Below are 12,463 nucleotides of genomic sequence, written 5' to 3'. Positions count from 1 at the left end.
CGCGCGCGCCGTTACAATCACGCGATGATTCCGCACGACCTCACCTTCGTCCTCGGCGGCGCGCGCTCGGGCAAGAGCGCGCACGCCGAGCGGCTCGCCGCCGACAGCGGCCGCTCCGTCACCTATATCGCGACCGCAACCGCGAGCGCCGCCGATGCCGAGTTCGAACGGCGCATCGCGCATCACCGCGCGCGCCGGCCGGCCGACTGGGGCTTCGCCGACGCGCCCGTCGACCTCGCCGGCACGCTCGCGCGGCTCGACGATCCGCGCGCGTGCCTGCTCGTCGACTGCCTGACGCTGTGGCTCACGAACCTGCTGTGCCCGCTCGACGGCGAACCGCTCGACGACGCGCAGTACGCGGCGCAGGTCGACCGGCTCGAACACGCATTGCGCAACGCACGCGCGAAGGTAATCGTCGTCAGCAATGAAATCGGGCTCGGCGTCGTGCCGCTCGGGTCGGTCACGCGCCGCTACGTCGACGAGCTCGGGCGCCTGAACCAGCGCATCGCCGCGCTCGCGACACGCGTGACGCTGCTGGTGGCCGGGCTGCCGCTGGAGCTCAAGGCCGGAGCGCCGTCATGCTGATGCTGTCGCTGCCCGTCGTCGCGATGCTCGCGGTCGCGGCCGTGATCGTCGATCGCATCGTCGGCGAACCGGCCGGCTGGCATCCGCTCGTCGCGTTCGGCCGGCTCGCCAGCCGCATCGAAGCCGCGCTGAACACGGGCCGGCGCGGCCGCGTGGTCGGCGTCGCCGCATGGGTCGCGGCGGTGGTGCCGCCGGTTGCCCTCGCCGCGTGGCTCGTGGCCGTGCTGCCCTGGCCGCTCGCGGCCGCGCTGCACGTCGCGCTGCTGTGGTTCGCGCTCGGCGCGAAAAGCCTCGCGGACCACGTCGCACCGATCGCCGCCGCGCTGCTGCGGCACGATCTCGACGCCGCACGCGCGCTGACCGCGCGCATCGTGTCACGCGACACCAGCGAAGCCGACGAAGGTGCGCTGTCGCGCGCGGCCGTCGAATCGGCGCTCGAGAACGGCAACGACGCAATCTTCGGCGCGCTCTTCTGGTTCGTCGTCGCGGGCGGCCCCGGCGCGCTGCTGTTCCGGCTCGCGAACACGCTCGACGCGATGTGGGGGTACCGCACGCCGCGCTTCCTGACCTTCGGCTGGGCCGCCGCGCGCCTCGACGATGCGCTCAACTGGATTCCCGCACGCCTCACCGCCGCGAGCTACGCGCTGCTCGGCGACACGGCCGCCGCGTGGCGCTGCTGGCGCACGCAGGCACGCCACTGGGACAGCCCGAACGCGGGCCCCGTGATGGCCGCAGGCGCCGGCAGCCTGAACGTGCAGCTCGGCGGCCCGGCCGTCTATCACGGCGAAATCGAAGACCGTCCCGCGCTCGGCACCGGCGCGAGCGCGACGGCCGTGCACGTCGTCGCCGCGCTGTCGCTCGTCACGCGCACGCTCGCGCTGTGGCTCGCGCTGCTCGTCGCGAGCGGCGCCCTCATCCTCGCTACCCATCATGTCTGACGCACGCATCCCGCACGGCGGCAACCTGCACGAAGCCGCGCGCCGCCACGGCATTCCGCACGACGACTGGCTCGACCTGTCGACCGGCATCAATCCGGTCGGCTATCCGGTGCCGCCGGTCCCGGCCGACGCCTGGCGCCGGCTGCCCGACGACGGCGATGCGCTCGCCGCGTGCGCGGCCGGCTACTATCACGCGCCCGATGCCGCGCACGTGCTGCCGGTCGCCGGCAGCCAGGCCGCGATCCGCGCGTTGCCCGCGCTGCTGCCAACCGGCGACGCCGGCGTCGCCGCACTCGCGTATGGCGAATACGCGCCTGCCTTCGCGCGCCACGGCCATCGCGTCGTACCGTTCGACATCGACACGAACGTGTTGCCTGCAACGGTGCGTCACGTCATCGTCGGGAATCCGAATAATCCGACCGCCGAATGCGTGCCGGCCGAACGGCTGCTCGGCTGGCATGCGCAGCTGTCGGCACGCGGCGGCACGCTGATCGTCGACGAGGCCTTCGCGGATACGGGCGCCACGCCATCGCTCGCGCAGTACACCGATCGTCAGGGTCTGGTCGTGCTGCGCTCGGTCGGCAAGTTCTTCGGGCTCGCCGGCATTCGCGCGGGCTTCGTGCTCGCGCATCCCGACCTGGTCGCCGCGCTGCGCGACGTGCTCGGCGCATGGACCGTCAGCGGCCCCGCGCGTCACGCGGTCACCGCCGCGTTCGCCGATCGCGCATGGCAGGCGGCCGCGCGCGAACGGCTCGCGACCGACGGCGAACGACTCGCCACGCTGTTGCGCATGCACGGCTTCGCGGTGCACGCGACACCGCTCTTCAGCTGGACCGACGACCCGCGCGCCGGCGCGCTGCATGCGGCGCTCGCCGCGCGCGGAATCTGGACGCGGCACTTCGCGCAACCGTCGAGCGTGCGCGTCGGCCTGCCGGGCTGCGAAGCCGAATGGCGGCGCGTCGCCGGTGCGCTCGCGGAGTGCGTCCCGACGCTGCAACAGGTATCCGCATGAACGCTCGTCTGTTGGGCCTGTCGCGCCGGCTGCCGCCGCTCGCGACGCTGGTCGCGCTCGCGCACGCGCCCGTCGCGCACGCCGACGTCACGGCCCGCGACGATGCCGGCAATACCGTCACGCTGCCCGCCCCGGCGCAACGCGTGATCAGTCTCGCGCCGCATGCGACCGAACTGGTCTACGCGGCCGGCGGCGGCGCGAAGCTGGTCGGCACGGTCACGTACAGCGACTATCCGCCCGCCGCGCAGGCCGTGCCGCGCGTCGGCGACAACAAGGCGCTCGATCTCGAGCGGATCGCCGCGCTGAAGCCGGACCTGATCGTCGTCTGGCGGCACGGCAATGCCGAACGGCAGACCGATGCGCTGCGGGCGCTGCACATCCCGCTGTTCTTCAGCGAACCGAAGCGCCTCGACGACGTGGCGACGTCCCTGCGCCAGCTCGGTACGCTGCTCGGCACGGCACCGGTCGCCGACGCGGCCGCGGCATCGTTCTCGCGCGACATCGCGGCACTGCGCGCACGCTACGCGGCGCGCGCCCCCGTCACGATGTTCTTCCAGGTATGGGACCGGCCGCTGACGACGCTCAACGGCGCGCACTTGTTCAACGACGTCATTGCGCTGTGCGGCGGCCGCAACGTGTTCGCGGCGCTGAAGCCGCTCGCGCCGAGCGTCACCGACGAGGCCGTGCTCGCGGCCAATCCGGAAGCGATCGTGACGACGAGCGCGGGCGCGACGCGCTCGGACGCGCCGCTGCCGAGCCTCGCGCGCTGGCGCGCATGGCCCGCGCTGACAGCCGTGGCGCGCAACAACCTGTTCGCGATCGACGGCGATCTGCTGACCCGGCCGTCACCGCGGATCGCGCAAGGCGCGGCCGCGCTGTGCGAGGATCTCGACGCCGCGCGGGCGCGGCGGCCGGCGCACTGATTCCGGGTTTCGAAGCGTTTGCGCTTCAGGCGAGCATGCGCTTCGCCTACGCGTCCCAGTGGACGACTTCCCACGTGCGCGCGGCATCATCCAAGCGCAACCATACGACGCCGGCCGTCGGCACCGGTCGCGCCAGCAGCGTATCGAGCGGCACGCGCAACGCGTGCGCTGCGAGCGTGCGAATCACGCCTGCATGCGTGAGTACCCATTGCGGCGCGTCGGTCTGCGCGACCGCGTCCGCGATCCGTGCGACACGCGCGGCGAACCGTGCAACGCTTTCGCCGCCATGCGCGCACGCATGCATCAGGTCGGCCGCCCACGCATCGAGCGCGGCGCGGTCGATATCGTCCCAACGCTGCAGCTCCCACGCGCCGAAGTCCATTTCCTGCCAGCCCGCGTCGCGTCGCAGCGGCACGCCCAACGCCTGCGCGAGCCGTTCGGCGACCGACGCGCAGCGTATCAGCGGGCTCGTCCAGACCTGCTCGGGCAACGGCGCCCCGAGCGCCGCCAGACGCGCGCGCACGGCCCGCGCGCCCGCGTCGGCCGAGGCGGCGAGCGGCACGTCGCTGCGTCCGTAGCAAACGCCCGGCTCGACATCGACGGCCGGATGGCGAATCAGGACGAGATCCATCCGAGCACCACCAGATAGATCGCCAGTTCACTCAGTTGCTGCGCGAAGCCGAGACAGTCGCCGGTATAACCGCCGATCCGCTTCACGAAATAGCGGGCCGCCCATGCCCGCACGAGCATGAGCGCGACGAAGGCCGCGACGCCGGCGCGCCAGTCCGGCCACAACAGCCACGGCAGCCCGAATGCGGCCGCGACCCACGCCGCGCGCGCGCCCATGCGCTGCGCGACCGGCTTCGCCTTGCCCTCCGGCCGAACGTAGTCGAGCGACATCAGCAGGCTCACGGCCGCCGCCCGGCTCGCCGCATGCGCGGCGACCATCGTCCACGCGGCGCGCAGCGGCGGCATGGCCGCGAGCGCCTGCCATTTCAGGCCGAGCGTGATCACGAGCGCGACCGCGCCGAACGTGCCGATGCGCGAGTCGTGCATGATCCGCAGCACGTCTTCGCGCGTATAGCCGCCGCCGAACGCATCGCAGCTGTCGGCCAGGCCATCCTCATGGAACGCGCCGGTCGCGAGCAGCGTCGCGGCCATCGACAGGCCGACCGCGATCGACGCGGGCAGCACGCGCAGCGCCGCGAGATAGACGAGCGCGCCCCACGCGCCGACGCATACGCCCACCAGCGGGAAGTAACGCGCGGCCTGGTCAAGATCGCCGGCCGCATAGCCGATCGCGCGCGGCACCGGCACGCGCGTGAAATAGCCGAGCGCGACGAAGAAGTAGCGCAGTTCGGCGCGTACGCCGCCGCGCGCGCGCTCAGGCGTCACGATTGTCGACGCCCGCGGATTCGAAGCTCGCCATCTCGGTGAGGAACGCGGCCGCCGCGCGCACCAGCGGCAGCGCGAGCGCGGCGCCCGTGCCTTCGCCGAGCCGCAGGTCGAGCGCGAGCAGCGGCTTCGCGCCGAAATGCTCGAGCATGCGCCGGTGGCCGGCCTCGTGTGACGTATGCGAGAACACGCAGTAATCGCGCACGCCGGGCGCGATGCGCTCGGCGACGAGCAGCGCGGCCGTCGCGATGAAGCCGTCGACGAGGATCGTCATGCGCTCGCTCGCGGCCGCGAGATACGCGCCCGTCATCATCGCGATCTCGAAACCGCCGAACGTCGCGAGCACGTCGAGCGGCGCGATCGCGTGCGAATGCCGGACGAGCGCGCGGCCGAGCACCGCGCGCTTGTGCGCGAGCCCCTGGTCGTCGAGGCCCGTGCCGCGCCCCACGCACGCGTCGATCGGCACGTCGAGCAGGCGGCTCATCAGGCACGCTGCCGATGACGTGTTCGCGATCCCCATTTCGCCGAAGCCGATCACGTTCGTGCCGAGCGACGCGTGCAGGCGCACGCGCGCGGCGCCGGCCGCGAGCGCCGTCGCCGCCTCGTCGCGCGTCATCGCGGGTTCGGCCGCGAAGTTGCGCGTGCCGCGCCCAACCGGCAGCGACACGAGCCGGTCGGATACCGGCAGCGGCGACGCGACGCCCGCATCGACGATCTCGAGCACGCACTGCGCGACACCCGAGAACGCATTGATCGCCGCGCCGCCGGCCAGGAAGTTCGCCACCATCTGCGCGGTGACCGCCTGCGGATACGGGCTCACGCCCTCGGCCGCGATCCCGTGGTCGCCGGCGAACACGATCGTCACGGGACGCTGCACGTGCGGCCGCTCGGTGCGCTGGATCAGGCCGATCTGCAACGCGATCGCCTCGAGCTGGCCGAGACTGCCGGGCGGCTTGGTCTTGTGATCGATCACATGCTGCAGGCGCTTGCGCAGCGCGTCGTCGAGCGGCGCGATCGCGGGCGGGAAGTCGGTCGGATTCGTCATCGGAAGATTGCCTCGTTGGCGCGGCCGGTGCCGCGCATCGAAAGAAGGAAGTTCATCGCCGCTCGGGCCACGCGGGCAGCAGCGCGTCGCGGCCGTTCTCGCGGATCAGCACGAGCGGGTAGCCGAACGCGTCGCTCGCGCGCGCCGGCGTCAGCACGTCGTGCACGGGGCCCGCCCACGCATGGCCGCAGCCGTCGAGCAACAGCGCGTGCGTCGCGAAACGCCGCGCGAGATTCAGGTCATGACACGAGAACAGCACCGTGCGCGGGCCCGCGTCGAGCCATGTGCACAGCGCGGCGAGGCCATCGATCTGGTGATGCAGGTCGAGATGGGCGAGCGGCTCGTCGAGCAGCATCAGCGGCGCGTCCTGGCACAGCGTCGCGGCCAGCGCGACGCGCTGCCGCTCGCCGCCCGACAGCGACAGCACGTCACGCGACGCGAGCGCGCTCAGCCCGAACGTCGCGAGCGCATCGCGCGCAGCCGCGCGGTCGCCGTCGCGTTCCCAGCCCCAGCCGCCGAGATACGGAAAGCGGTTGAGCAGCACCGTGTCGAATACCGTCGCGCTGAACGCGTCGTGCAGTTGCTGCGGCATCAGCGCGCGGCGCCGTGCGAGCTGTTCGGGTGGCCACGCGGCGAGTGGCAGGCGGTCGATCTCGACGTGGCCGCCGGCCGGCTGCCACAGGCCCGCGAGCGTCGCGAGCAGCGTCGTCTTGCCGGCACCGTTCGGCCCCGCGACGCACCAGATCTCGCCGGGCCGGAACGCCTGCGTGAAGCCGTCGAGCAGGGTCCGGTCGCCGGCCTTCAGCGTCAGGTCGACGGCCGCGCAGGTCATGTCGCCGGCGGTGTGCGGTACGGCGTGCGTCATCGCATCGGTCTCCTCAGCAACATCCACAGGAACACCGGCACGCCGATCAGCGCGGTCATCACGCCGACCGGCAATTGCGCGGGTGCGATCGCGGTGCGCGCGAGCAGATCGGCCGCCATTACGCCGCCGCCGCCCGCGAGCATCGCGGCGGGCAGCAGCATGCGCTGGTCGTTGCCGAATGCGAGCCGCAGCGCGTGCGGCACGACGAGGCCGACGAAACCGATCGTGCCGGCCGTCGTCACCGCGGCCGCGGCGGCCAGCGACGCGACGAGGTAGATCCGCATGCGCAGCCGCGCGACCGGCACGCCGAGCGCGAGCGCGGTCGCGTCGCCGCGCAGCAGCACGTTGAGTTGCGGCGCGGCCGGCAGCGCGACGCATGCGGCCAGCAGCAGCGCGCCCCATGCGAACCAGGGCGCCGTCACGCCGTTCAGGTCGCCCGTCAGCCAGAAGATGATGCCGCGCAGCCGCGCATCGGGCGCGAGCGACAGCAGCAGCGTAACGAGCGCGCCCCACCCGGCCGCGATCACGACACCCGTGAGCAGCAGCCGCGGCGACGCATCGCGCGAATCACCGCGCCCCAGCTCGCGGCGAGCAAGCCCGAGCACGAGCGCGACCGACACGAGCGCGCCGGCGAACGCGGACGCATCGACGAGCCACCACGCGGCGCCCGCGATCATCGCGACGAGCGCGAAGCCGGCCGCCCCGCCCGATACGCCGAGCACGTACGGCTCCGCGAGCGGATTGCGCAGCAGCACCTGCAGCAGCGCCCCGGCCAGCGCGAGCAGCGCGCCGCATGCGAAGCCCGCGAGCGCGCGCGGCAGCCGCAGCGTGCGCACGATGTCGGCGAACAGCGCGTCGCCGCCGTGCGGCACGAGCGACGCGAGCGCCTGCCACGGCGACATCGGCACGCTGCCGATCGACAGCGACGCGACGAACAGCAGCGCGACCACGGCCGCGAGCGCGGCCCAGATCGACGCGGCACGCGCGGCGCTCATGCGGTGCACGACATCGTGCACGACGCACGACGCCTTCGCTTATCGCCGTTGCCGGCCGTGCGCGGCACGGGCATCGCGCCGCGGCGTGTTGTAGGCATACGCAAGCTCGTCATCCTCGTTGAGCAGGTTGTTGATGCGTGCGCGGACGACCGGTGACCCGGCGATGTCATCGCGCGCGGCAGGATTGACGATCGCGTCGTCGCCGCGCCGCGTGCCGCCCGAATCATTGGGCGCATGGCTCAGGCACCACACGCAGCCGAACGCGCGATTCGCCGCCATCGACGCACGATACCGCGTGCGGCGATCGGCCCCCCGATTCCGCGTTTGGCCGAGCGCGTCGCGCGACGTGGCGGTTGGTCGCGCGTCGGTCGAGCCGACGCCACACGGCCGCGCACACGCCCGCGATCCGCCGAGCCGCACGTTCGCGCGGCCGACGTTCTGCGCAATATAGTGGAAGCCGCCCCATCGGGTCGACCGGCGTCGCGCCGGCGTCACCGTCAAGCACGGCCGGCTCGGCAACGGCGACTTCCGGCGGCAAGGGTGCGTCAGTGCGCCGCGCGACGGATCGGGGCGCCGCTTGACGTGCAACGTGCGACGTCGCCGATCCGGACGGATCGGTGTATGCCGCAGCCTGCGCGACGGCGGCAAACAGTACGCCGCGGCGCGCACCGGGCGCCGGGCGAACGATTGGGGTCAGCATCGAAGACAAGTCCCGTGAAGCACTGCGCGCCCCGCTTCCCCGCAGGCCGCGCGTCATGAAGCCGTGCAGGCTCCTCGCCTCGGCCGGTATCCGGGCTGGCGGCGTACCGGCTCGCCTTCCCGCGCGTTTCACGCGCAGTGGCCCGCGCCCGCGTGCGACCTGCACGCGAAACGCGCCCGAGCCGGCCTGCGTCATGCGACGCGGCCGCTTACCGTTGCGGGGGCAGCGCAGGTTGGCGATCTCCGTGCGGAGCACGCGCCCTGCTTCCCGTTTAACCGCGCGACGCACGCGCGAGCACCGAGGCGGCGCCAGTTTAGGAGCGGGCCGCACGAGCGTCAAGAAAGCGCCCAAACGCATGCCGGGAGCGCGTCGGACGCGCATATTCGCGGCAAGAAGCGGGGGTGTTACGACTGGAAACGTTACAGATGTCGGAATGCGCGTTATTCCGCGCTAAAATGCTGGGTCTTTAGAGGACGCAGCAGATGCTCAACGAACTCGAAACTTTATCTCAAAATATTGGCCGTCTGATCTCGCTGAACAAGCGCTATCACTCGGAACGGCTCGCGCTCGAGGAGCAGGTCGCGCAAATGCGCGCGGAAGCGGACACCGTCCGCGCGGAACTCGCGCAACTGCGCGACGAACGCAATGCACTCGCGGCCGAGCGCGACACGCTGTCGGCAAAGATCGACGACGCTCAGGTCAAACTGAACGCGATTCTCGAAAAGCTGCCGCGCACGAAGAGCGCCGAGCAAGCCGACAACCAGCTCGATCTGCTGGATGCACAGGCGCGCCTGGATAGCGACGACGCGGCCAGCCACGGAGAACATGCATGAGCACCAAGCAGATCGAAGTCTCGATTCTCGGTCAGCCCTATCGGCTCGCCTGCTCGGCCGAGACCGAAGCGGCGCTGCTCGAGGCCGTCGCGCGCGTCGATGCCGAAATGTCGAAAATCCGCTCGAACAGCTCGGTGCGCGGCACCGATCGCATCGCGGTGATGGCGGCCCTGTCGCTCGCATCCGAATTGCTGCGACTGCAAACGAGCGTGCGGCACGGTGAAGCATTTCCGGCGGAAGAAATCCGTCGTACAATGCACCAGATGAACGAACAGCTCGGCGCGGTGCTCGCACAGCACGAGACGCAGTAACGTTTGATCGATGCGTCGATTCCCCTTGATCTCAGCGATCAACGGTGGTCAAATTGGCGCAACGAAACACAGTTCAGTCAGCTTCCCTGCCTGGTTCGCCAAGGTCATATATTCCTTGAACCAATGCCATGTGCACGGTTGCGGAAATTTGTAGCACGGGCGCGCGCGTCACTCTGTCTGATGTACCCGAAGTGCTGCTAACTGCGACCAATTCTGAACCTCAGGTTCAGGATGCCGGCCTAGCGGCCAAGGCGGGGACCTATTCAACGGCATCGGGCCATCCCGATGCCGTTTCCTTTTCAAGGTCTGTCTGCATGCCGAACGCGTATGCAGTCAGGCCGTCACGCCCTTTCTGCATCGATCACGATCCATGCAATACTGGCTGATGAAGTCCGAACCGGACGAAGCAAGCATCGACGATCTCGCCCACGCGCCGCAGCACTCGCTGCCCTGGACCGGCGTGCGCAACTATCAGGCGCGCAATTTCATGCGCGACACGATGAAGATCGGCGACGGCGTGCTGTTCTATCACTCGAGCTGCCCCGAGCCGGGCATCGCGGGCCTTGCCGAAGTCTCATCGACGCCCTACCCTGATCCCACCCAGTTCGATCCGAAAAGCCCGTATTACGATCCGAAGTCGACGCAGGAAGCACCGCGCTGGCTGCTCGTCGACGTGCGCTTCGTGAAAAAGTCGCCGCTCGTGCCGCTCGCCGCGCTGCGCGAACACGACGAACTCGCCGACATGCGTGTGCTCGCACGCGGCAACCGGCTGTCGATCACGCCGGTCACGCGCGCCGAATGGCGCTTCATCACCGAAAAGCTGATGAAGTAGGCGCACGCAGTAGGCGCGCGCAGCACGCGCACGCAAGCCAAAGGTCAAATCCCGTCAACACGCGCCACCGCCACGGAACTCGCGGCGCGTTCGCGCAGCCTAAGCAACCGCTGTCGCCCGCTCGGGCCGACGGCCGTTTTTTCGTCGCGCGGCACGCCCGCGTCGCGCACGCGTGATCCGCGTGCGCGCCCTCGCACAAGGAGTCCAACAATGACCAAGAAAACCGCACTCGCGCTGTCGCTCGCCCTCGCCGCCGCCGTGCCCGTCGCGCTGACGCTCGCGTCGCCGGCCGCGCATGCGCAAACGGCGAACCCGCACTTTCCGGAGCCGGCGGGCGTGCTGTCGCTGTCGTCGCAGGCCAGCGCCGACGTGCCGCAGGACATCATCCACATCACGCTGTTCTACGAACAGCAGGCGAAGGACCCGGGCAGCCTGACGTCCGCGCTGAACCAGCGCGCCGATGCCGCGCTCGCGCAGGCGAAGGGCGTGTCGGGCGTCACCGCGCACACCGGTGCGTTCTCCGTGTATCCGAGCACCGATCGCGACGGCAAGATCTCCGCATGGCGCGGCCGTACCGAAGTCGTGCTCGAATCGCGCGATTTCGCGGCGGCGTCGAAGCTCGCGGGCCAGTTGTCGAACCAGATGCAGATCGCGAACGTCGAGTTCTCGCTGTCGCCCGAAGCGCAGCGCGCGGCCGAGCAGAAGCTCACGACCGAAGCGATCAAGTCGTTCCGCGCGCGCGCGGACGAAGCCGCGAAGGCCTTCGGCTACGGCAGCTACTCGATTCGCGACGTCAACGTCGGCGGCGGGCGCAACGTGCAGCCATATCCGCGCATGATGGCGATGGCCGCGGCGCCGATGGACAGCGCGAAGATGAGCGCACCGATCGCGGTCGAAGGCGGCAAGGCGACCGTGTCGGTCACGGTCAACGGCTCGGTGCAGATGAAGTAACGCACATCGCACCGCACACGGCAGATGCAAAAACGCCGGCCCTCGGGCCGGCGTTTTTCGTTTGCGCTCCTGCGATCGATGCGCATGCCGATCGACTACATCGGCATCGCATCACGCATCATGCGTCACACTGCTCGCGCACGACGCAACCCCAGCACGCAACCCCATCACGCAGCCGCATTCACCGGGCGTCGGCGGTAGCCCCACACCAACAGCGCGATGCCCACGAGGATCATCGGCAGCGACAGCCACTGTCCCATCGACAGGCCGAGCGCGAGCAGGCCGAGGAAGTCGTCCGGTTCGCGCGCGAATTCGACCGTGAAGCGCGCGAGCCCGTAGCCGATCAGGAACAGCGCGGACACCGCACCCAACGGCCGCGGCTTGCGCGCGAAGAAGAACAGCACGAAGAACAGCGCAATGCCTTCGAGCGCGATTTCGTAGAGCTGCGAAGGATGGCGCGGCAGCATCTGGTACTGCATGAACACGTCGGCGAGATGCCACTTCTCGACGAGCGCCGGATGCTTCGGCAGCCATGCCGCGTCATCACGCATCGCGCCCGGGAACAGCATCGCCCACGGCGAATTCGGATCGGTCACGCGGCCCCACAGCTCGCCGTTGATGAAGTTGCCGAGCCGCCCGGCCGCGAGCCCCGCCGGCACCATCGGCGCGACGAAATCGGTGACCTGCAGCCAGTGGCGCTTGCGCTGCCACGCGAACAGCACCATCGCGAGCGTCACGCCGAGGAAGCCGCCGTGGAACGACATCCCGCCCTCCCACACGTTGAACACGTCGAGCGGATGCGAGAAGTAGAAGTCGGCCTTGTAGAACAGCACGTAGCCGAGCCGGCCGCCGAGCACGGTGCCGAGCACGCCGTAGAACATCATGTCGTCGATGTCCTTCGCGGTCCAGCCCTGCGCCGCGACATGCGGCAGCTTCAGGCGGATCCGGCCGACGACGATCGCCGCGATGAAGCCGACGAGATACATGAGGCCGTACCAGCGCACGGCCAGCGGCCCGAGATGGATCGCTACGGGGTCGAAATTCGGGTGAATGATCATGGATTAGCGATGAAGTTTTC

At 70.3% G+C, this 12,463-nt stretch carries 15 protein-coding genes, 1 other RNA gene and 1 riboswitch; of the genes, 9 read left to right on the top strand and 7 right to left on the bottom strand.

Annotated features, from left to right (window positions below; translation table 11 throughout):
• Positions 1 to 24: 24 nt before the first annotated feature.
• The 4 genes from cobU to ACVK00_RS15310 are packed head-to-tail and all read left to right on the top strand — an operon-like array spanning position 25 to position 3,458.
• Positions 25 to 585 carry a bifunctional adenosylcobinamide kinase/adenosylcobinamide-phosphate guanylyltransferase gene (gene cobU / locus ACVK00_RS15325; protein ID WP_284896463.1) on the top strand — a complete coding sequence of 187 codons (561 nt, stop codon included), beginning with the start codon at positions 25 to 27 and terminating at the stop codon, positions 583 to 585.
• Complete coding sequence (gene cbiB / locus ACVK00_RS15320) at positions 579 to 1,523, top strand: adenosylcobinamide-phosphate synthase CbiB (RefSeq protein WP_284896466.1); 945 nt, start codon at positions 579 to 581, stop codon at positions 1,521 to 1,523. The genes cobU and cbiB overlap by 7 nt, the downstream gene beginning before the upstream one ends.
• On the top strand, positions 1,516 to 2,535 hold the full coding sequence (gene cobD, locus ACVK00_RS15315; protein WP_284896469.1) for a threonine-phosphate decarboxylase CobD: 1,020 nt from the start codon (positions 1,516 to 1,518) through the stop codon (positions 2,533 to 2,535). Before cbiB ends, cobD begins: the two co-directional genes overlap by 8 nt.
• On the top strand, positions 2,532 to 3,458 hold the full coding sequence (locus ACVK00_RS15310; RefSeq protein ID WP_284896472.1) for a cobalamin-binding protein: 927 nt from the start codon (positions 2,532 to 2,534) through the stop codon (positions 3,456 to 3,458). The genes cobD and ACVK00_RS15310 overlap by 4 nt, the downstream gene beginning before the upstream one ends.
• A gap of 46 nt (positions 3,459 to 3,504) precedes the next feature.
• Here ACVK00_RS15310 and cobC read toward each other — a convergent pair whose 3' ends face one another.
• The 6 genes from cobC to ACVK00_RS15280 are packed head-to-tail and all read right to left on the bottom strand — an operon-like array spanning position 3,505 to position 8,037.
• Positions 3,505 to 4,089: an alpha-ribazole phosphatase gene (gene cobC, locus ACVK00_RS15305; protein WP_284896475.1), complete on the bottom strand. Its 585-nt coding sequence runs from the start codon at positions 4,087 to 4,089 to the stop codon at positions 3,505 to 3,507.
• Positions 4,074 to 4,853 (bottom strand): adenosylcobinamide-GDP ribazoletransferase, encoded by a 780-nt coding sequence (locus ACVK00_RS15300; RefSeq protein WP_284896478.1) that lies wholly within the window; start codon positions 4,851 to 4,853, stop codon positions 4,074 to 4,076. Before ACVK00_RS15300 ends, cobC begins: the two co-directional genes overlap by 16 nt.
• Positions 4,843 to 5,898, bottom strand: a complete 1,056-nt coding sequence (gene cobT, locus ACVK00_RS15295; RefSeq protein ID WP_228905222.1) for a nicotinate-nucleotide--dimethylbenzimidazole phosphoribosyltransferase — start codon at positions 5,896 to 5,898, stop codon at positions 4,843 to 4,845. The genes ACVK00_RS15300 and cobT overlap by 11 nt, the downstream gene beginning before the upstream one ends.
• 52 nt (positions 5,899 to 5,950) lie before the next feature.
• Positions 5,951 to 6,763: an ABC transporter ATP-binding protein gene (locus ACVK00_RS15290; RefSeq protein ID WP_284896482.1), complete on the bottom strand. Its 813-nt coding sequence runs from the start codon at positions 6,761 to 6,763 to the stop codon at positions 5,951 to 5,953.
• A complete protein-coding gene (locus tag ACVK00_RS15285; RefSeq protein ID WP_006761136.1) occupies positions 6,760 to 7,758 on the bottom strand; it encodes a FecCD family ABC transporter permease in 999 nt (332 codons plus the stop codon). The genes ACVK00_RS15290 and ACVK00_RS15285 overlap by 4 nt, the downstream gene beginning before the upstream one ends.
• Positions 7,759 to 7,797: 39 nt before the next feature.
• The gene (locus tag ACVK00_RS15280) at positions 7,798 to 8,037 is read right to left on the bottom strand and encodes a hypothetical protein (RefSeq protein WP_284896486.1); all 240 of its coding nucleotides are present in this window, start codon (positions 8,035 to 8,037) and stop codon (positions 7,798 to 7,800) included.
• A 485-nt stretch (positions 8,038 to 8,522) separates the two neighbouring features.
• Positions 8,523 to 8,775: riboswitch (cobalamin riboswitch) on the bottom strand.
• A 165-nt stretch (positions 8,776 to 8,940) separates the two neighbouring features.
• Here ACVK00_RS15280 and ACVK00_RS15275 point away from each other — a divergent pair.
• The 5 genes from ACVK00_RS15275 to ACVK00_RS15255 all read left to right on the top strand — a co-directional run bounded on the left by ACVK00_RS15275 (position 8,941) and on the right by ACVK00_RS15255 (position 11,385).
• Entirely contained in the window at positions 8,941 to 9,291 is a 351-nt protein-coding gene (locus ACVK00_RS15275) for an ATPase (protein ID WP_284896489.1), read from the top strand.
• The gene (locus ACVK00_RS15270; protein WP_006478091.1) at positions 9,288 to 9,602 is read left to right on the top strand and encodes a cell division protein ZapA; all 315 of its coding nucleotides are present in this window, start codon (positions 9,288 to 9,290) and stop codon (positions 9,600 to 9,602) included. Before ACVK00_RS15275 ends, ACVK00_RS15270 begins: the two co-directional genes overlap by 4 nt.
• An 80-nt stretch (positions 9,603 to 9,682) precedes the next feature.
• Positions 9,683 to 9,864: non-coding RNA, 6S RNA (gene ssrS, locus ACVK00_RS15265), on the top strand.
• A gap of 108 nt (positions 9,865 to 9,972) precedes the next feature.
• On the top strand, positions 9,973 to 10,434 hold the full coding sequence (locus tag ACVK00_RS15260; RefSeq protein ID WP_006750008.1) for an EVE domain-containing protein: 462 nt from the start codon (positions 9,973 to 9,975) through the stop codon (positions 10,432 to 10,434).
• Between the two features lie 210 nt (positions 10,435 to 10,644).
• Positions 10,645 to 11,385, top strand: coding sequence for an SIMPL domain-containing protein (locus ACVK00_RS15255; RefSeq protein ID WP_006750009.1), 741 nt, complete (start codon positions 10,645 to 10,647; stop codon positions 11,383 to 11,385).
• A gap of 167 nt (positions 11,386 to 11,552) precedes the next feature.
• Here ACVK00_RS15255 and lgt read toward each other — a convergent pair whose 3' ends face one another.
• A complete protein-coding gene (lgt, locus tag ACVK00_RS15250) occupies positions 11,553 to 12,443 on the bottom strand; it encodes a prolipoprotein diacylglyceryl transferase (protein WP_354122845.1) in 891 nt (296 codons plus the stop codon).
• Positions 12,444 to 12,463 lie beyond the last annotated feature (20 nt).

This window comes from Burkholderia sp. PvR073 (assembly GCF_054055695.1).
Note: the sequence above shows the minus strand (reverse complement) of the source record. Positions and strands in the feature narration are given on the sequence as shown.

Excerpts from the sequence above, each read along its gene's own strand:
- lgt (WP_354122845.1), bottom strand. The coding sequence starts at position 12,443 with ATGATCATTCACCCGAATTTCGACCCCGTAGCGATCCATCTCGGGCCG.
- ACVK00_RS15310 (WP_284896472.1), top strand. The coding sequence starts at position 2,532 with ATGAACGCTCGTCTGTTGGGCCTGTCGCGCCGGCTGCCGCCGCTCGCG.
- ACVK00_RS15280 (WP_284896486.1), bottom strand. The coding sequence starts at position 8,037 with ATGGCGGCGAATCGCGCGTTCGGCTGCGTGTGGTGCCTGAGCCATGCG.
- ACVK00_RS15275 (WP_284896489.1), top strand. The coding sequence starts at position 8,941 with ATGCTCAACGAACTCGAAACTTTATCTCAAAATATTGGCCGTCTGATC.
- cobT (WP_228905222.1), bottom strand. The coding sequence starts at position 5,898 with ATGACGAATCCGACCGACTTCCCGCCCGCGATCGCGCCGCTCGACGAC.
- cobC (WP_284896475.1), bottom strand. The coding sequence starts at position 4,089 with ATGGATCTCGTCCTGATTCGCCATCCGGCCGTCGATGTCGAGCCGGGC.
- cbiB (WP_284896466.1), top strand. The coding sequence starts at position 579 with ATGCTGATGCTGTCGCTGCCCGTCGTCGCGATGCTCGCGGTCGCGGCC.
- ACVK00_RS15260 (WP_006750008.1), top strand. The coding sequence starts at position 9,973 with ATGCAATACTGGCTGATGAAGTCCGAACCGGACGAAGCAAGCATCGAC.
- ACVK00_RS15270 (WP_006478091.1), top strand. The coding sequence starts at position 9,288 with ATGAGCACCAAGCAGATCGAAGTCTCGATTCTCGGTCAGCCCTATCGG.
- ACVK00_RS15255 (WP_006750009.1), top strand. The coding sequence starts at position 10,645 with ATGACCAAGAAAACCGCACTCGCGCTGTCGCTCGCCCTCGCCGCCGCC.
- ACVK00_RS15290 (WP_284896482.1), bottom strand. The coding sequence starts at position 6,763 with ATGACGCACGCCGTACCGCACACCGCCGGCGACATGACCTGCGCGGCC.
- cobU (WP_284896463.1), top strand. The coding sequence starts at position 25 with ATGATTCCGCACGACCTCACCTTCGTCCTCGGCGGCGCGCGCTCGGGC.
- cobD (WP_284896469.1), top strand. The coding sequence starts at position 1,516 with ATGTCTGACGCACGCATCCCGCACGGCGGCAACCTGCACGAAGCCGCG.
- ACVK00_RS15285 (WP_006761136.1), bottom strand. The coding sequence starts at position 7,758 with ATGAGCGCCGCGCGTGCCGCGTCGATCTGGGCCGCGCTCGCGGCCGTG.